Source organism: Arthrobacter sp. Y3224198, assembly GCF_059090025.1.
On the sequence record NZ_JBNHFG010000013.1, the window covers coordinates 58,750 to 76,504 of the forward strand.

The following is a 17,755-nucleotide window of genomic DNA, read 5'->3' on the forward strand; positions in this document are numbered from 1 at the left end:
TAGGAAAACCATGTCGAGTGGCCGCAGGACAGCAGAGAAGCCCGCCAGCCCGTTGAGCATCATCGGAACCGGCCTGAGCTACATTGCCCTGTGCGCCACGGCACTCATCGCCCTGGTCCTGGTGGTTGTTCCGCTGGTAACCGGCTCTCAGACCTACAGTGTGCTCACCAGCTCCATGGCCCCCAAGTACGCCCCCGGCACGTTCCTGGTGGTGAAGCCCGTGCCCTTCGAAGAGTTGAAGGTAGGGGACATCATCACCTACCAGATCGAATCCAATGACCCGGCAGTCATCACCCACCGCATCATTTCCATGGGCGCCACCCAGGAAGGTGAACCGACGTTCATCACCAAGGGCGACAACAACGACGTCGCCGATGAGAACCCGGTCCGCGAGGTCCAGGTCCGCGGCAAGCTCTTCTACGCGGTTCCGTTTGTCGGTTTTGCCGCGAACGCACTGGGCAACTCCGACCGCGGTGCAGCCATGCAGTGGGGCGCGGTTGCCCTGCTCGGCTACGGTGTGGTGACCATGGTCCGCGGCGCCCTGGCGAAGAAGCGCCGTGACGGCGAAAACCCCCAGGGCGAGGCCGGCACCGACCAGCCCGGCGACAATTCCACCGACGGCGGCGCTGGTGCCCGTGAAGAGGTCGCCGACATCTTCGGCACACGGACCTTCGGCTCGCACAGCATGGAGGGCGACCCTGTCCTGGAGGAGTGCGAACACTGCACCCACGACAGCGCCCACTCCCACAGCCTCCGGAAGCCCGTAGCCGTCTAATGCCCGGCACCACGCCGGTAAGGCGCTGGCTCACCCTCGGCGCGGTGGGCAGTGCCGCTGCGGCCATCACCTTCGCCGGAATTCCTGCCGCCTTTGCGGCGGACAGCTACCTGAGTTTCAGCTCCAACGGTGCCGCGTTCGCACCCACCCTGACGGCTCCGGTCTTCAACCAGGGCGTGCGGCTAGTCCCCGGAAGCGCAACCGGCGGATCGGTTTGGGTCCGCAATGACGGCTCGGAAGCCGCGTACCTTTCGGCCGGCGCGGTCAGCACGTCCACGGACCCGGAGCTGGCCGGACTCCTCAGCGTCAGCGGATCCGCAGACGGCTTCACCGCTGGCTCCGGGGTCCTTCCCGAAGCGGGCAGCTGCACGGACATCTCACAGGCTTGGCGCCTGGCACCGGGGCAAGCCGTGCGCATGGAACTTACGGCTGCGCTTTCCACCGAGGCGCCGAACGCCGCCCGTAACCGAAGCGCCGGATTCGATCTGGTGTTCTACCTGCAGTCCGCGGAAGGCCCGGATGCTGGTCCCGGTGCCTGCCAGGCCCTGGACGGATGGATCGGCGGCGTACCGCAGAACCCCGGACCCGGAAACCCGGGAAACAACGACGCCGGTACCAGCGGTTTCGGCGGACCCGGCAACGGCCGCGGAAGCGATGCGGCACCGACCGACGGGAATACGGGGAACAGGGCACTGTTCCGGGCTGCGGCAGATAGCCGGGGTACCGCCGCGATGGCGGGTGTCCCGGCAACGGCTGCACAGCCGGGCCAGATACCGGGCAGCTCGCTGGACTTCAACACCAACGTGACGCCGGCGGAGGACGGACGCCTGATCGAGGCCGCCCCTGCAGGTTTCCAGAGCACCGTTGAACCGATTATCCGATCCCTCTCAGGTACGCTCCTGATAGTGATGTCGGTGGCGTTCTTTGCCGCGGCCGGTTTGCGACTACGAAGCAGGAGCCAATGAGCAGGAAGACGCAGCAGGGGACTGCGGAGCATACGACGGAGCGGATTGAGGCTCCCTCCGGCCGGTTCAGCCGGTTGCGGGCGCTGCCGGGATTCCGGCCGGCCGCCGTTGCCTTTTTCCTCACCGTTGTCCTGGGGATCGGCGGGACGGCCGCCTACGCCTATTGGCAGGTGTCCACAACGGCCACCATCAGCGTGACGCCCACGATCAACGTGGGCCAGCCGTCCGGCCTTAAGTGCGAATGGTATGCCGATCCGAACCGGATCTTTTGGACCGCCGTACCAGAGGCCGACGTCGATCGGGACGTGGTCTATTTCCTGACTTTCACCCGTGAGGGCCGGAGTAAGTCCTACGCGGTGCCCCGTACCCAGACATCTGTACGGCCTGCCAGGCTTGACAACCTGCAAGCGGCGCTCGGTCAGTCGCCCCTCGACTTGCGGCCACTGACGGTCACCCTGCAAACCGCTGTTCTCCGGACGCCGATAGCAGGCAAGGAACCGGTGGAAAGCAATCCGGGTGAAATAGTGGCGGCGTCCTCACCGTTGGAGCTGAAGATGTACTACTACACGTCCATCTGGGCCAACTACCCCTGCGGAAAGTACTAGTCCTCGCGCCCCTCGTACACATCGGGAATTCCGTCCCTGTCCGCGTCGATCTTTTCCTCGGCCTCAATCAGCCGGTAGCGGCGGTTCCGGGCGGTCAGCAGGGCTGAGGCGATGAGCGCGGCCAGGACGGAGGCCACCAGGATGCCTACCTTGGCGTCGTCGTTGTGCAGCGATCCCACGTCGAAGCTCAGGTCGTTGACCAGCAGCGAAACGGTGAAGCCGATGCCGCCGAGGATACCGATGCCCATGAGGTCCACCCAGCGCAGGTCCGGGTCCAGCTTGGCCCGGGTGCCGGCGGTGATGACCCAGGTGGTGAGCATGATGCCGATCGGCTTGCCGGCCACGAGACCCAGGATGATGCCGATGGCCACGGGGTCGGTGACTACGGATGCGAGCCCGCTCCATCCGCCCAGGGCGACGCCGGCAGAGAAGAACGCGAAGATCGGCACCGCAATACCGGTGGAAATAGGCCGGAAGCGGTGCTCGAAGATCTCCGAGAGGCCGGGAAGTTCCGGGTTGGCGGGAAGCTTCTGACGGTCCGGTCCCCGGCGGAGCACCGGCACGGCAAAGCCCAGCAGTACGCCGGCGACCGTTGCGTGGACTCCGGAGGCATGCATCAGGGCCCACGTGGCTATGCCCAGCGGCAGCAGGATCACCCAGGCCGCCCAGGGGCGGGTGCCGAAGAACCGGGCCCGGCGCTGGACCAGCAACGTAAAGACGGCCAGGGGAAGCAGCATCCAGAGCAGGAAGGACAGGTGCACGTTGTCCGAGTAGAAGAACGCGATGATCGCGATGGCGATCAGGTCATCCACCACGGCCAGGGTCAACAGGAAGATCCGCAGGGCGCTGGGCAGGTGGGAACTGATGACGGCCAGCACGGCCAGGGCGAAGGCAATGTCGGTGGCGGTCGGAATGGCCCAGCCGCGCAGTCCGTCGGAGCCGGCGATCAGGTTCACGGCCGCGTAGATCAGGGCCGGCACGACGACGCCGCCCACAGCCGCCGCAATGGGCACAATCGCCTGCCGGATGTCACGCAGATCCCCGGCAATGAACTCCTTTTTGAGTTCCAGACCTACCAGGAAAAAGAAGATAGCCAGCAGCCCGTCCGCGGCCCAGGCGCCCACGGTCAGCTTCAGGTGCCACGGTTCGTAGCCGATGGAATAGTCACGGAGCGCAAAATAGGTGTCCGCCGCGGGAGAGTTGGCCCAGATGAGCGCGGCGACGGTGGCGACCAGCAGCAGGATGCCGCCCACAGTTTCCTTGCGGAGGATTTCACCGATGCGCAGGGCTTCGCCGTAGCTGCCCCTGCCCAATACGGTCCGGGCGCCATGGGGCTTGGGTGAGTGGGGACCAGAGGCCATGAAAAATGTTCCTAACGGATTCGGGTACGGCAAACATATTGCCGACCAGACTTCCCGGCGCACCGTTGACTAGTCTACCCGCTCAATCGCCGAGCTGTGACGGGACCGACGGGGGCCGCTCCCGGCGGTCCCCCGAAGGCCGGAACGGCCGCGGGCAGCACAGTGCCCCGGCAGGCAGCCCGCCGGGGCACTGACAGTCTTTGCTGCGGAGGCTTTATCCGGCCAGGGCCCGGATGCCGACCACTACGGTGGCCAGGTTAAAGACCATGGCGGAGCTGATCTTCATCAGGCCGACCGTCATGGAGCGGGTAGGTGCACCGTTTTCATCGCGGGAAGCGGGCGACTTCAGGACGTTCCGCAGGAACGGGGCCAGGACGATAAGCGACCAGAGGCCGGCAACGATCAGGACGAAGGCGAGGGGAGTAGGAAGGCTCACGTGCGGCTCAGCCCTGGCGGCTTTCGATCCACTTGCCGGCCTGGCCGGCCTGGATGGTCAGCGCCTTGCCGATCATCGGCTCGGCAGCCTTGGCGATCTTGTCCCCGAGGAAGGGGATCGAGGAGCCCACCTTGCCGTCCACATCCACCCGGGTGCCCTCGGCCACGGTGACCAGGCGCTGCACAGCGGTCACCTTCAGGGGCACACCGCCAACGGACAGTTCGACGTCGGCCTCCCGGGATCCGTCCGCTGCGGGCGCGGCCCACTGCTCCTTCTGGGTCACCGTGAGCGTTGCACCCACGAACTTCTTGGCAATGTCCGGCAGCCGGTCCGTCGGCATGGTGCGCACGGCGGTCAGGACGAACGCGCCTGCAGTGTCTCCTTCAACCGAGGCGGACACCAGGGAACCGCCGACGTGTTCGCTGATGCTGCGCAGGAAACCTTCGTCGGCGAAGGTTTCCGTGACGGTAGCGACGTCGTAGGGCAGGATGGTTGATGCGTTCAGGGCCATGGGTCCTCCAGATCGGGTGTGGCGCCGGATGAAATCCGCGGGCTTGCAGCCCGCCTCCGGCCAACCCTCATCCTAAACTGCAGGCCGGCGTGCCCCGAAACCGCCGGCGGCCCGGTCCTATTGGCGCAGGGTCATGCAGCCTGCGGCAGCGCCATCGCCGCTTGCAGCCTCATCGAAGATCAGCAGCGAGTTTCCCGTGCCGTTGTCCGGCAGTATCCAGGGCACAGTCGCCGTGGCCGTGGCGTTGCCGGTGGAATCCGTGGTGAAGTCCACGGCCAGCCCGCTGCCGCCCGTGCCCTGGCTGGAATTCCGGACCTCCGCGCCGGCATCGGACGGAGCGGCGCCGCAGGCGTTTTCATGCAGCCGTGCACTGTACATGCGCTGCGCAGCAAAACCCTGGGCGGAGAACTGCACCGTGGTGTCCGCGTTGGTTTCCGTCACAGTCACGATGCCGGCAGCTTCATCGGGAATCGCGTCCGTGTTGTACGTGGTGGCGATGGCGTTGTCGCAGTACGGACCGAACGTCCCTTCGATGAGGCCGGCAGGGGCCGAACCGGACGCAGCAGGGTTGCAGCGGTCATTTCCGCCGGTGCTTCCGGGGATCCCGGCCGCCTGGCAGCTCGCCTCTCCGGGGCTGTTGGGGGAAACCGTGGCGCAGGCCGGATCGCTGGAGGCCGTCTGGGAGGGGGTTCCCGTGGTTGCGGTCCCGCCGTCGTCGTTGTTTCCGGAGCATCCGGCAAGCAACAGGGCGAAGACCAAAAGCCAGGCGGCCCGGAAAGAGGCTTTGCGTGCCATGGGGCTATCCTCCGTGGATCAAGGCGGCGGCTGTATGCCAGCCGCTGAAAGGAAGCTGCTGGAGAACTGCTGTGGTGCCGTGCCTTCCAAGCGTGGCAGTCACCCGGGGCAAAATCCAGACACTCTGCCCGGACCGGAGACGCTGGACGGTACGTGGCCAAATGGACGCCGGCTGCCGGGGGAACCAGCTGCTCAAATAGCTTCTGACCGTACCAACCAAGGGCGGGAGGCCTGCTTCGGCAGCCTCCCGCCCTTATGCGTGTTCCATGCGTTTTCCGCTCTCAGCGGGAGCGGACCGCGAGCGGTTCGGCAGCGGGTAGGGTGGAAGAAAACCCCGGGGTTCCGTCTGTGAACTTCGGGTATTTGCGTTGCGTCATGAAGGAGAAAACCACCCCATGAGCCTGAACGGACTGCGTGCCGCCCTCGCCGAGGACCCGTCCTACGCCCGGGTGCGGACCCTTTCCTCCCGGCCGCCCGCGACGCGGAGCGAGGACCTGCAGATCGGCGCGCCGCAGGGAATGCGTGCAGCGCTGCTGGCGGAAGTGGTGGACGGTCTGGCCGCGGCAGGGGCGGGCGACGGCGTGCCCCCGGTGGTGCTGGCCGTGACCGCAACCGGGCGTGAAGCGGAGGATTTGGCGGCGGCACTGCGCAGCTACCTCCCGCTGGCCGGCATCGAGGAATTCCCGAGCTGGGAAACCCTTCCGCACGAACGGCTCTCCCCGCGCTCGGACACCGTGGGCCGCAGGCTCTCCGTGCTCCGCCGGCTGGCCCATCCGGAAACAACCCCGGTGCAGATTGTGGTTGCCCCGGTGCGCGCCGTCGTCCAGCCGCTGGTTGCCGGACTGGGGGAATTGAAGCCCGTCTCGCTGAAGGTGGGACAGGAACAGCCCTTCGACACTGTGGTAGCGGCGCTGTCCGATGCCGCGTACGCCCGGGTCGACATGGTCTCCCACCGCGGGGAGTTCGCCGTGCGCGGCGGCATCCTGGATGTCTTCCCGCCCACCGAGGACCACCCCATCCGCATCGATTTCTTCGGCGATGAAGTGGATTCGATGCGCTGGTTCGCCGTCGCCGACCAGCGGACTCTCGCCGGCGAGCACATTACCCACCCCACCGAGCTCTATGCTCCGCCCTGCCGGGAAATCCTGATCACCCCTTCGGTCATGAGCCGGGCGGCCAAGCTCAAGGACCAGATGCCCGCCGCGGCCGACATGCTGGAGAAAATCGCCGGCGGCATTGCCGTGGAAGGGATGGAATCCCTGGCGCCAGTCCTGGTGGATGCCATGGTTCCCCTGATGGGCGAGCTGCCCGCCGGCTCCATCGCCGTGGTGATCGAACCCGAAAAGGTCCGGGCCAGGGCCCACGACCTGGCCGCCACCAACGAGGAATTCCTCGCCGCGGCCTGGGCCACGGCGTCCGACGGCGGTGCCGCGCCGGTGGATCTGTCGGCGGGGCTCAGCGCAGACCTGGACGCTGCCAGCTTCCGTTCCCTGGCGGACACCCGCAGCGCGGCCCATGCCAACGACGTCGCGTGGTGGTCCATCACCTCCTTCAACCCCGACGACGAGACCGTCCTCGATATTGACACCCTGACCATCAACGCGCGGGAGCCGCGCGGCTACCAGGGCGACGTGGCCGAGATGATGGAATTCATCGGCGGCCGGGTCCGGGACGCCTGGCGCGTCGTCGTGGTCACCGAAGGTCCGGGTCCGGCCTCCCGCCTGGCGGAACTGTTCCGGGAGAACGACATTCCGGCCGCGCTGGTGGATTCGGTCGACGACGAGCCGCGGCCCGGCGTCATCGCCATCACCACCGCCAGCGCCGGCCGGGGATACGTCTTTGACACCCTCAAGACCGGGCTCCTCACGGAAGCGGACCTGCTGGGCCGGGCGAGTGCCTACTCCACGCGGGACATGCGCAAGATGCCCTCGAAGCGGCGCAATGCAGTGGACCCGCTGCAGCTGCACGAGGGCGACTTTGTGGTGCACGAACAGCACGGCGTCGGCAAGTTCATTGAACTGATCCAGCGGGCCACCGGCGCCGGGGCCAACAAGACCGTCCGTGAGTACCTGGTCCTGGAATATGCCTCCTCCAAGCGCGGGGCACCGGGGGACCGGTTGTTTGTCCCCACCGACCAGCTGGACCAGATCACCCGGTACGTGGGCGGAGAAACGCCGGTGCTGTCCAAGATGGGCGGTTCGGACTGGGCGAAGACGAAGAGCCGGGCGCGGAAGGCCGTCAAGGAGATTGCCGGCGAGCTGATCCGGCTGTACTCGGCCCGGATGGCCTCCAAGGGGCATGCCTTCGGCCCGGACACGCCGTGGCAGCGGGAGCTCGAGGAAGCTTTCCCCTACGTGGAGACACCGGACCAGCTGACCACCATCAACGAGGTCAAGGCGGACATGGAACGCGAAGTGCCCATGGACCGCCTGGTCTCGGGCGATGTGGGCTACGGAAAAACCGAGATTGCGGTGCGCGCGGCCTTCAAGGCCGTGCAGGACGGGAAGCAGGTGGCGGTGCTGGTGCCCACCACGCTGCTGGCCCAGCAGCACATGGAAACGTTCGCCGAACGTTTCTCCGGTTTCCCCGTCCGCGTGGAATCCCTCTCCCGCTTCCAGACGGCCAAGCAGGCCAAGACCACCATCGAGGGGGTCAGGAACGGGTCCGTGGATGTGGTCATCGGCACCCACCGCCTGCTCTCCGCCGAGGTCCAGTTCAAGGATCTGGGGCTGGTGATCGTGGACGAGGAGCAGCGTTTCGGCGTTGAGCACAAGGAAGCGCTGAAGAAGATGCGCACCAACGTGGATGTCCTGGCCATGAGCGCCACCCCGATTCCGCGCACCCTGGAAATGTCCCTGACCGGGATCAGGGAAACCTCCACGCTGGCCACGCCGCCGGAGGAACGGCACCCGGTGCTGACCTATGTGGGTCCGTACACGGACAAGCAGGCCTCGGCCGCCATCCGCCGCGAGCTGATGCGTGAGGGACAGGTGTTCTTTGTGCACAACCGGGTGTCCTCGATTGAGCGGACCGCCTCGCACCTGCAGGAGCTGGTGCCCGAGGCGAGGATCGCCGTCGCGCACGGCCAGATGAGCGAGTCGAAGCTTGAACAGATCATTGTGGACTTCTGGGAAAAGCGTTTCGACGTGCTGGTGTGCACCACCATCATCGAAACCGGCCTGGATATCTCCAATGCCAACACCCTCATTGTGGACCGGGCTGACCACTTTGGCCTGTCGCAGCTGCACCAGTTGCGCGGCCGGGTGGGCCGCGGCCGGGAGCGGGCCTATGCCTACTTCCTCTACCCCTCGGAGAAACCGCTGGGCGAAGTGGCGCTGGAGCGGCTGAAGGCCGTGGCCACGCACAACGAGCTCGGCGCCGGCATGCAGCTGGCCATGAAGGACCTGGAGATCCGCGGGGCCGGCAACCTGCTGGGCGGTGAGCAGTCCGGCCATATTGCCGGCGTCGGCTTCGACCTGTACATCCGGCTGGTGGGTGAGGCCGTGGCGGATTACCGCGGCGAGGCCGAACAGAAGGCCGCGGAAATGAAGATCGAACTGCCGGTCAACGCGCACCTGCCGCACGAGTACGTGCCGGGGGAGCGGCTCCGGTTGGAGGCCTACCGCAAGCTGGCCAGTGCGCTGACCAATGAGGCAATCGACGAGGTCCTGGCCGAACTTGTGGACCGTTACGGCGAGCCGCCGCAGGAAGTGAAGAACCTGATAGATGTTGCCCGGTTCCGGGTCGACGCCCGCGAGGCAGGACTCACCGACGTTGCCCTGCAGGGGAACTTCATCAAGTTTGCACCGGCCGACCTGCCCGAATCACGCGTTATGCGGTTGCAGCGGATGTATCCGGGCGCCCAGGTGAAGCCGGCCCTGAACGCGGTGCTGGTGCCGAAGCCCAAGACCGCCAGGATAGGCGGCCGGGATCTCGCGGATGCCGAGATTCTCGCGTGGGCCAAGCAGCTCCTGGACGCCGTGTTCAAGGAGTAGCGGAGGATCAGCCCGTCAGCGCCACCAGCAAGAGCGCGGCGGCAGCCACCACGCAGGAGGCCAGTACCGAGTAGCCGATGAAGTTGACGCGCTGCTGCCGGGCCCGGTCCCGGCGCCATTCCCTACGGGTCATGGTGGTAGTCATGCAGCGAATCTAGGGAGGGGCAGGCGCGCGCGCTAAGAGTAAGCGCTACCTGCCTGCCCCGGAGGGCTACCTAGTTTCCGCTCCGCGAACCCGAATGTTACCGGTGGTTTTCGCAGTTTGTGATCCTTGCAGCGTCCTGCAAGGCACTGCGCGCAACCGTCTTAAACACCGATGCACCCGGGCCGGGCGGCTCGGGTGCATCAGCGGGTGGTTCGTGTTGCCGGCGGATCTACTCGTTGTGGGAGTATCCCTTGGCCAGCTCGGTGGTGGTGTCCGAACGGCCGATGCTGAAGGCCACGAAGTACATGCCGCAGGCGACCACCAGCAGGATGGCCATGGGCCAGACGTTGCCCAGGGTCAGCCAGTTCAGAGAGTAAAGGGCGCCGAGGAAGATCGCGAACATCACCGCGAAGGTGACGATGTTGCTGACCAGGTGGCCCTCACCCGAGTGTGTCGGCTGCTTTGACCGTGTTCCAACCATGGAGTTCTCCGTTTCAAAAAGTGTTCAGTAGCTATGCGGGTCAGTAGTCCGACGTGGCTTTGCTTCCATTAACAATAGCGATTCCGGAGCTCGCCCCGATACGCGTGGCCCCGGCGTCGATCATTGCCTGGGCATCTTCGGCCGAACGGACGCCGCCGGAGGCCTTCACGCCGAGGTCCGGACCAACGGTGCGGCGCATCAGGGCTACGTCTTCAACCGTGGCTCCGCCGCCGTTGAAGCCGGTGGAGGTCTTCACGAAGTCCGCGCCGGCGTCCACGGAGGCCTCACAGGCCAGTACTTTCTGCTCGTCTGTGAGCAGGGAGGTTTCGATGATGACCTTCAGGATGCCGCCACCGGCGTGGACGGCGTCTGCCACCGCGGCGATGTCGCGGACCAAGGCGGCGCGGTCGAGGCGGCGGGCTGCGGCGATGTCGATGACCATGTCGATTTCGTCGGCGCCGTCCTGCAGTGCACCCTGCGCCTCGAAGACCTTGACCTCGGTAGTGGTGGCACCCAGGGGGAAACCGATCACCGAGCAGGTCAGCACACCGCTGCCCTTCAGGGCATTGCGGACCGTGCCCACCCAGAGCGGGTTCACGCAGACGGACTTGAACTGGTATTCCGCGGCCTCGGCGCAGACCCGGAGGATATCCTCACGGCTGGCCTCCGGCTTCAGGAGCGTGTGATCGATATAAGAGGCAATGGGCGTAGGCATGGAATCTATCTTGCCACAGGGGGGTGCCGCGGGGACGCTCGGGAATGGGGCGGGCACGCGGACCAGCGGTAGATATCGACAAAAGAAAAGCCGGGTTCCAATGTTAGTGGAACCCGGCTCCTTACCAGCGGGCTGGTTTAGTGGTAGTCCGGCCAGTTACCGAACGGCTGGACAATGGAGCTTCCGGGAGCTGCCGTCGGAGTCGCAGCGGCGGCCGGCGCTGCGGCGCCTGCACCAAAGAGGACAGCTGCCAGAAGTGCTGCTGCACCAAGTTTTTTCATGGGGGCTCCTTGTAGAAAAAGTTACTCAAAAGGCGGGACGCTCAAAAGTATAGCTATGCTTGGGAATCTATTCATATGCGATACAGCATCCTTTGGTGAAAGCTGAGCAAATATTGAATGAGACCTTGAACTTCACCCTGAAAGGGCAAGCCGCGATGGAGCAAAATCCGGTCGTCGTCGTCAATGAATATAGGGCGCAACAGGCGAAGGCCAACCGCGACTATGCCGAGGCTGTTCGTTACACATCCATTGCCCGGGATGCTGCCATTTCCGATGGGGATAACTGGAGCTACTGCAGGAGCTCCTACAACATGGCGCATTTGCAGTATTCGCTGGGGCGAATCGATGACTGTATCCGTACTCTTGAGGATCTGGTGGAACATCCCGCGATCGCCGAATATCCGGAACTGATAGCTCAGGCACGGATACTCTTGGCGCACGCCCTCCAAGACAACGGTGCAAGTGAGCGGGCGGTGAACGTTGCTGAATACGCCTCAAATGCCGTTCCGGATCAGTCCGGGCAATTGAGACTGAAGCTCCAGCACTCTCTCATCTCCACGCTGGCAGAAAAAGGCGAGGTGGAAGCCGCTTGGAAGGAAGCGCTGGTCCTGAACGACCTGATCAGCTGCGATATGGATTCCCGGGCCAGCGGTATCGCCTACTGGTCCATCGGCAATGCCGGCTTTATGTCGGGCCGGATTGAGGAAGGGCAGAAGTACCACCGTAAGGCTGCGGAATCACTTGTGGCTGTGGGAGATGTCAACCTTTGGGCACTCTTCAACAAGGCTGCAACGAATATGCGCCTGGAGGCGGGACTTATAGACAACGAGACACTCGACTCTTTGGAGCGGGCAGAGGTCGCTATATCTGTCGCGGACGGCACTGTGGCCGACAAGTTGGAAATTGTTCTTGCTCGTGCACATTGGGAGCATGCCACCGGTAAGCATGCGACGGCGGAACGTTTGCTGCGAACCGTAGCAGACGAGGCCAAAGGCGTCTTCCCTTTTATACAGGCGCAGGCCTTTCAGCTGCTCGCGGGATGTTTGCTTCGAGTCGGGCGAACGAGTGAGGCGCTGAAATGCGCGCGCGATAGTTCCCGTTTGTTCGAAGAATCAGGGGCGACGGAACGCATGTCGCAGGTAAGGGTGATGATCGACAACATCCTGGACGACCCTGGATTTTAGCTGAAAGGAAAATTGTAAGAAACACGAGGATACCAACTCGATATTTAAGCATCGAAGGCGCACAATACAAGCACAGTCTCCGAACCATCGGCGGCAGGCACTAATCAGTTGTTGTTGGCACGGCGAAGCACATCCGCTGCAATGAGGTCCTGCGCGGCGACTTGGGGGAAGCATGGCAAGACACGAGGGACTGTCACAGGTTGAGACAGCACAATACCCGCAGGCCCGCCCCGGGCGGTCCGGCGGAGAAGCGCCAGACTCCCGTGCTCCGAAGGATGCTGCAGCGGTCCGCGTTGACCTGGCCGAAGAAGGGCACCTGGTGCTCCGCCTCCCTGCGGGGGAGGTCGTTACCGGTTCCATGGCGCTTTGGGCGGCCAAAAACATCGAGGCTATGGCCGGAGTCCACAAGCTTCCGTTGCTCCTGATTCTGTCCGGGGTCGAATCCATCACCCGTGGTGCACGCGACATCTTCAGTGCGGCCCGTTCCCTGTCCGCTGTCGCTGTCCTCGGAATCTCGCCTGTGGACCGGGTCATTGCTAACTTCCTGCTCGGGGGAGAGGTTCAGCCCTGCCCCACCCGCTACTTCTCGCGGGAGGCAGATGCCCTGCTCTGGCTCAAGCGATACGCGGCATGATGCCCATACAGGAACCCGGCCCGCTCTCCCGGGAGGACACCCGCCTTAACCAGATTGTCGAAGGCATTGTCAGGATTGCCGCCGGTGATCTGTCCGCCCGGATCCCCATTTCCCCGGCAAGGGACCAGGTCGATGCGGTCAGTACCGGCATCAACCTCCTGGCTGCCGAGCTCGACGACATTTACCGGGACTTCGAGCAGCGGGTGGAAAACCGGACCCAGGAGCTGCGGGACGCCCACGCGCAAATGCAGCACATGGCACTTTCGGACCCGCTCACGGGTGTGGCCAACCGGACTGCACTGGTGCAGTCGGCGGAGAGGGCCCTGGCGGAGTGGACCGGTGGCGACCCCGCCCCCGCGATCCTGATGATCGACCTGGACGGGTTCAAGGACATCAATGACAGCTTTGGCCACCATGCAGGGGACAAAGTTCTGCAGGAAGTCGCTGACCGGCTGCTAGGGTCTGTACCCGCGCAGAGCACTGTCGCCCGGCTGGGCGGGGACGAGTTTGCCGTCCTGTTGCAGCGGGTGAGCCGCATGTCCGCGCGCACAGCGGCAGAACGTATTCAAGAAGCCCTAGGTACGCGCACCAAGATCGAAGAACTCGATGTGTGGCCGCGGGCCAGTATCGGTATCCATATTGCCGAAGCCGGGCAGTCCGCCGCTGACCTGCTGCTTCGAGCGGACACCGCAATGTATGTGGCCAAGGAAGAAGGCCCGGGCCAGGTGCGTGCTTTCGAGCCGGTGATGCTCTATGCCCGCCAACTCCGCCGCGACATGGTGTCTGAACTGCGCAACGCCGTCGACCGCAACGAGTTCCGCCTGGCCTACCAGCCCGTTGTGGACCTGGTCACCGGCAGGATGCAGGGCGTGGAGGTGCTGCTGCGCTGGCAGCATCCCACGCAGGGGCTGATCATGCCCGACGCCTTCATCCCGCTGGCCGAGGAATGCGGTGCCATCCAGGGCATCGGGCGGTGGGTGCTGCGCACTGCCCTGGAGCAGCTGGCCGCCTGGCGGAAGGCGGGACAGGATCAGGACGGCTTCCACCTCAGGGTCAACGTTTCCCCGTCCGAGCTGCAGAGCATGGACCTCGTGGACTATGTGCGGTCACAGCTGCGCGCCGCGGGAGCCTCGCCCCGGGACCTGGTTTTGGAGATCACGGAGAGCGCGTTTGTGGGCAGCGGCGACGTGGAGACATACTCCATGAAGTCGCTTAAGGCGCTGGGCGTGCGGCTCGAGATTGACGACTTCGGCACCGGATACTCCTCCATCAGCTATCTGCGCCGCCTGCCCGTGGAGACGGTAAAGGTGGACCGGGCGCTCATCGCCGACATCAGCCGTGACGAGGACCAGCTGAAGTTCGTGGACGCCGTGCACCGGCTGATCCAGGCCGCGGGGATGGAGGCAGTCTTCGAAGGAATCGAAACGCGGCACCAGGCCCGCCTCCTGCGCGAGATGGGATGCAGCAGCGCGCAGGGCTACTTCTTCAGCCGGCCGCTGACGGCCGAGCAGGTGGCTACCCTTCTGGCCAGCGGCAGCCGGCTTCCGCTGGCCACCGAGCTGCTGGCCTGAACCGGTCCTGCGGCTTCCGGTGCCGCTACCTGCGCACCCGGTAGTGAAGGAACACCGCGCCGTTGCCGAAGCGCTGTTCCTCGACCAGCTCCAAATCCAGCCGCAGTCCGTCCGGCAGAAAGCGTTTGCCGCCCCCGACGATCACGGGAAAAAGCACCTGCCGCACCTCGTCAACCAGTCCCGCCTTGAGTGCCTGGCCGGCAAGGTCGGCACCGCCCACTGAAACGTCGCCGTCGGACGCCTCCACGAGCGCCCGCACGTCGTCCGGGTTGAAGTGGTGCTCCAGCCGGGCACGCGGTCCATCCACAGCGGCAAGGGAACGGGAATAGACCACCTTGTCGGCTCCCTGCCAGATCCTCGCGTATTCGTGGATCACCGGCGGTTCCTCCGCCCCCGGCTCCGTGTCCCAGAACGCCATGACTTCGTACATCCGGCGCCCCAGCAGATAGGTACCCGTGTTGCGGTCCAGGTCGTTGGCAAAGGCGTGGACCTCTTCGTCGGGCATGGCCCAGTCGAAGGATCCCGCCTCGTCCGCGATGTAGCCGTCCAGCGAGGTGATGCCCGTGTAGATGAGCCGTCCCATGCCGGCCTCCCGCCTGGTTAGATGCCCAGGGCCTTCCGCACATCCGCCAGCACGGCATCCAGCGTGGCGCGTGCCTTGGCGCGGGCGGCCGGAAGTTCCTCCGCCGAACCCACCGGCTCAATCACCTCGAGGTAGCACTTGAGCTTGGGTTCGGTTCCGCTGGGGCGGATGATGACCCGGGTGTTGTCCCGGGTAATGTACCGCAGCCCGTCCGTGGGCGGCAGGGCGCCGTCGCCCAGGGACAGGTCGACGGCGGAATCCACCTCCGAACCGGCAAAGGATACGGGCGGGTGCTCACGCAGTCGCTGCATCATTTCGGACAGCAGTCCCAGGTCCGCCACCCGGACGGAAAGCTGGTCGCTCTGGTGCAGGCCGTGGGCCAGGGCCAGGTCGTCCAGTTCATCAAAGAGGGTGCGGCCCTCCGCCTTCAATGCGGCGGCAAGTTCGGCAATGAGGACCCCGGCGGAAATGCCGTCCTTGTCCCGGACCAGGCCCGGTGCCACGCAGTACCCCAGCGCCTCTTCGTAACCGTAGGTCAGCTTCGGCACCCGGGAGATCCACTTGAATCCGGTCAGCGTTTCCTGATGCTCGAACCCGGCCTTCTCGGCGATGCGTGCCAGCAGGCGGGAAGAGACGATCGAGTTGGCAAACACCACGCCGGAGCGGGACTTCTCGCCGCGGACCTTCCACCGTCCGGCTGCGATCCGGCGTGCGATGTGCCGGCCCAGCAGGGCGCCCACCTCGTCGCCGCGCAGCATCCGCCACTCGCCGGTGGACGGATCCTTGGCGGCGGCCGCTGCGCGGTCCGCATCCGGGTCATTGGCCAGGACCAGGTCGGCATCGCGCGTCCGCGCCAGTGCCAGGGCAAGGTCCAGTGCGCCGGGTTCTTCCGGGTTGGGGAAAGCCACGGTGGGGAAGTCCGGGTCCGGTTTGGCCTGCTCCGGAACCAGGGTCACCGAGGTGAAGCCGGCCCCGCGCAGGACCGAGGTCATGGTTTCGCCGCCGACGCCGTGCATTGGCGTGAGAACGATGTCCAGGTCCCGCTCCGGATAGCCTTCAGCATGCATGAGGCGGTCCACGGCCCCGATGTAGTCGGCGATCAGCGACTCGGAAACTTCGGTGTACCCGTCCGGTGCCAGGTCGATGGAATCCAGCGGAGCGGTGTAATCGATACGGGCCGCAATCTCGGCGTCGTACGGGGTGACAATCTGGGCTCCGCGGCCTGGTCCCTTGACGGTGCGGCCGCCCAAGTAGACCTTGTAGCCGTTGTCCTGGGCGGGGTTGTGGCTTGCGGTCACCATCACGCCGGCGTCCGTGTCCAAGGCACGCACCGCGTAGGCGAGCAGCGGCGTGGGCAGGGTGCAGGGCAGCAGGAACGTCTCAATGCCGGCCGCACCGAACACGGCGGCGGTCTCCAGCGCGAAGTCCTTGGACTTGTGCCGTGCGTCGTACCCGATCACTGCGCTGGGGGTCCAGTTGTCTCCGGAGGCATCCTGCAGGAAGGATGCGATGCCCGCCGCGGTACGGCGTACCACCGCACGGTTCATCCGCCGCGGTCCCGCTCCCAGGGCGGCGCGCAACCCGGCGGTGCCGAATTCCAGCGTGCCGGCGAACCGGTCCGCCAGGTCCGCGGCTGCCGCGGCGCCGTCGTCGCCCCCTTCTCCAAGGGTACGGATCAGGGCACGCAGTTCCCGGACGGTGTCGGCGTCGGGATCGCTGTCAGCCCATGCCTTGGCGGCGGCAGTGAGTTCATCCAGTTCAACAGGAGTCAAAGTCATGATGGGTACCTATGTGTTGCGGGGGTAGGGGAGCGGGCAGTGCTGCCGCTAGATCCGGTTAATGATTTCGGCCAGCAGCTTCGAGATGCGGGGGCCGGCTGCCTGCCCGGCCTCCAACACTTCCTGGTGGCTCAGTGCCACCGGGCTGATGCCTGCGGCGAGGTTGGTCACCAGCGAGATGCCGAAGACCTCCATGCCGGCATGCCGGGCGGCAATGGCTTCCAGCGCGGTGGACATACCCACCAAGTCTGCACCAATGGTCTTCGCATAGCGGACCTCGGCCGGGGTTTCGTAGTGCGGGCCGGTGAACTGGGCGTAGACACCTTCATCCAGCGTGGGGTCCACGCTGCGGGCTACGTCACGCAGGCGGGAGGAATAGAGGTCCGTGAGGTCCACGAACGTCGCCCCTTCCAGCGGGGACGTGGCCGTGAGGTTGAGGTGGTCGCTGATGAGTACCGGGGTGCCGGGCTGCCAGGCCGGGTTCAGCCCGCCGCAGCCGTTGGTCAGGACCATGACCTTCGCGCCGGCGGCGGCGGCGGTGCGCACGCCGTGGACGACGGCGCGGACGCCCTTGCCCTCGTAGTAATGGGTGCGGGCGCCCAGGACCAGGGCGCGCTTGCCGTCGGTGGTCAGCACGGAGCGGATGGTGCCTACATGCCCCTGCACGGCGGGGGCGGAGAAACCGGGGATGTCGGCTGCGGAAAGCGTTGCAGTGGTCTCGCCGATGAGTTCCGCTGCTTCACCCCAGCCGCTGCCGAGGACCAGTGCGATGTCATGGGAGGGCACGCCTGTGTGCTCGGCAATGTAGTCGGCGGCCTGCTGGGCAAGTTCAAATGGGTCGTTAGTCACACAACCAACCTACCGTGAACGGAGGCCCGGCGGTTGCCGCCCCGGTTGCCGCCGTTTGAGCGCCGTCACGGGATGGGACAGAATAGAGCCT

General features: G+C 65.4%; 18 protein-coding genes. 7 read left to right on the forward strand and 11 right to left on the reverse strand.

Annotated elements, in window-relative coordinates; genetic code table 11:
- Positions 1-10 precede the first annotated feature (10 nt).
- Genes AC5RUF_RS09405 through AC5RUF_RS09415 form a run of 3 tightly spaced genes read left to right on the forward strand, consistent with a single transcriptional unit; the run spans position 11 to position 2,345 of the window.
- Positions 11-775, forward strand: a complete 765-nt coding sequence (locus AC5RUF_RS09405; protein ID WP_493996699.1) for a signal peptidase I — start codon at positions 11-13, stop codon at positions 773-775.
- Positions 775-1,740 (forward strand): hypothetical protein, encoded by a 966-nt coding sequence (locus AC5RUF_RS09410; RefSeq protein WP_494130407.1) that lies wholly within the window; start codon positions 775-777, stop codon positions 1,738-1,740. The genes AC5RUF_RS09405 and AC5RUF_RS09410 overlap by 1 nt, the downstream gene beginning before the upstream one ends.
- Positions 1,737-2,345: a hypothetical protein gene (locus AC5RUF_RS09415; RefSeq protein ID WP_494130408.1), complete on the forward strand. Its 609-nt coding sequence runs from the start codon at positions 1,737-1,739 to the stop codon at positions 2,343-2,345. Before AC5RUF_RS09410 ends, AC5RUF_RS09415 begins: the two co-directional genes overlap by 4 nt.
- Here the strand turns inward: AC5RUF_RS09415 and nhaA are convergent.
- From nhaA to AC5RUF_RS09435, 4 genes are all read right to left on the reverse strand, one after another.
- On the reverse strand, positions 2,342-3,706 hold the full coding sequence (gene nhaA, locus AC5RUF_RS09420) for a Na+/H+ antiporter NhaA (RefSeq protein WP_494130409.1): 1,365 nt from the start codon (positions 3,704-3,706) through the stop codon (positions 2,342-2,344). The genes AC5RUF_RS09415 and nhaA overlap by 4 nt on opposite strands.
- A 214-nt stretch (positions 3,707-3,920) precedes the next feature.
- Positions 3,921-4,142, reverse strand: a complete 222-nt coding sequence (locus tag AC5RUF_RS09425) for an SCO4848 family membrane protein (protein WP_493996695.1) — start codon at positions 4,140-4,142, stop codon at positions 3,921-3,923.
- Positions 4,143-4,149: 7 nt separating this feature from the next.
- Positions 4,150-4,653: a DUF2505 domain-containing protein gene (locus AC5RUF_RS09430; protein ID WP_493996694.1), complete on the reverse strand. Its 504-nt coding sequence runs from the start codon at positions 4,651-4,653 to the stop codon at positions 4,150-4,152.
- A gap of 117 nt (positions 4,654-4,770) precedes the next feature.
- Positions 4,771-5,448 (reverse strand): hypothetical protein, encoded by a 678-nt coding sequence (locus tag AC5RUF_RS09435; protein WP_494130410.1) that lies wholly within the window; start codon positions 5,446-5,448, stop codon positions 4,771-4,773.
- A gap of 395 nt (positions 5,449-5,843) precedes the next feature.
- Here AC5RUF_RS09435 and mfd point away from each other — a divergent pair, with 395 nt between their 5' ends.
- Positions 5,844-9,443 carry a transcription-repair coupling factor gene (mfd, locus tag AC5RUF_RS09440; RefSeq protein ID WP_494130411.1) on the forward strand — a complete coding sequence of 1,200 codons (3,600 nt, stop codon included), beginning with the start codon at positions 5,844-5,846 and terminating at the stop codon, positions 9,441-9,443.
- 7 nt (positions 9,444-9,450) lie between these two features.
- On the opposite strand, the gene AC5RUF_RS09445 is transcribed toward mfd, so the two are convergent.
- The 4 genes from AC5RUF_RS09445 to AC5RUF_RS09460 all read right to left on the reverse strand — a co-directional run bounded on the left by AC5RUF_RS09445 (position 9,451) and on the right by AC5RUF_RS09460 (position 11,065).
- A complete protein-coding gene (locus AC5RUF_RS09445; protein ID WP_493996582.1) occupies positions 9,451-9,588 on the reverse strand; it encodes a hypothetical protein in 138 nt (45 codons plus the stop codon).
- Positions 9,589-9,817: 229 nt separating this feature from the next.
- Positions 9,818-10,069 (reverse strand): hypothetical protein, encoded by a 252-nt coding sequence (locus AC5RUF_RS09450; protein WP_493996581.1) that lies wholly within the window; start codon positions 10,067-10,069, stop codon positions 9,818-9,820.
- 40 nt (positions 10,070-10,109) lie between these two features.
- On the reverse strand, positions 10,110-10,784 hold the full coding sequence (deoC, locus tag AC5RUF_RS09455; protein WP_494130412.1) for a deoxyribose-phosphate aldolase: 675 nt from the start codon (positions 10,782-10,784) through the stop codon (positions 10,110-10,112).
- A 137-nt stretch (positions 10,785-10,921) separates the two neighbouring features.
- A complete protein-coding gene (locus AC5RUF_RS09460) occupies positions 10,922-11,065 on the reverse strand; it encodes a hypothetical protein (protein WP_494130413.1) in 144 nt (47 codons plus the stop codon).
- 125 nt (positions 11,066-11,190) lie between these two features.
- On the opposite strand from AC5RUF_RS09460, the gene AC5RUF_RS09465 reads away from it, so the two are divergent.
- The 3 genes from AC5RUF_RS09465 (at position 11,191) to AC5RUF_RS09475 (ending at position 14,454) form a co-directional block, all read left to right on the forward strand.
- A complete protein-coding gene (locus AC5RUF_RS09465) occupies positions 11,191-12,249 on the forward strand; it encodes a hypothetical protein (RefSeq protein WP_494130414.1) in 1,059 nt (352 codons plus the stop codon).
- A 172-nt stretch (positions 12,250-12,421) separates the two neighbouring features.
- Complete coding sequence (locus AC5RUF_RS09470; RefSeq protein WP_494130415.1) at positions 12,422-12,883, forward strand: DUF7793 family protein; 462 nt, start codon at positions 12,422-12,424, stop codon at positions 12,881-12,883.
- The gene (locus AC5RUF_RS09475; protein ID WP_494130416.1) at positions 12,880-14,454 is read left to right on the forward strand and encodes a putative bifunctional diguanylate cyclase/phosphodiesterase; all 1,575 of its coding nucleotides are present in this window, start codon (positions 12,880-12,882) and stop codon (positions 14,452-14,454) included. Before AC5RUF_RS09470 ends, AC5RUF_RS09475 begins: the two co-directional genes overlap by 4 nt.
- A 25-nt stretch (positions 14,455-14,479) precedes the next feature.
- Here the strand turns inward: AC5RUF_RS09475 and AC5RUF_RS09480 are convergent, their stop codons facing one another.
- The 3 genes from AC5RUF_RS09480 to AC5RUF_RS09490 are packed head-to-tail and all read right to left on the reverse strand — an operon-like array spanning position 14,480 to position 17,664.
- Entirely contained in the window at positions 14,480-15,037 is a 558-nt protein-coding gene (locus AC5RUF_RS09480) for a dihydrofolate reductase family protein (protein ID WP_493996576.1), read from the reverse strand.
- A 17-nt stretch (positions 15,038-15,054) separates the two neighbouring features.
- Entirely contained in the window at positions 15,055-16,815 is a 1,761-nt protein-coding gene (locus tag AC5RUF_RS09485; RefSeq protein ID WP_494130417.1) for a phospho-sugar mutase, read from the reverse strand.
- A gap of 48 nt (positions 16,816-16,863) precedes the next feature.
- Positions 16,864-17,664 carry a purine-nucleoside phosphorylase gene (locus tag AC5RUF_RS09490; RefSeq protein ID WP_494130418.1) on the reverse strand — a complete coding sequence of 267 codons (801 nt, stop codon included), beginning with the start codon at positions 17,662-17,664 and terminating at the stop codon, positions 16,864-16,866.
- Between the last annotated feature and the right edge of the window lie 91 nt (positions 17,665-17,755).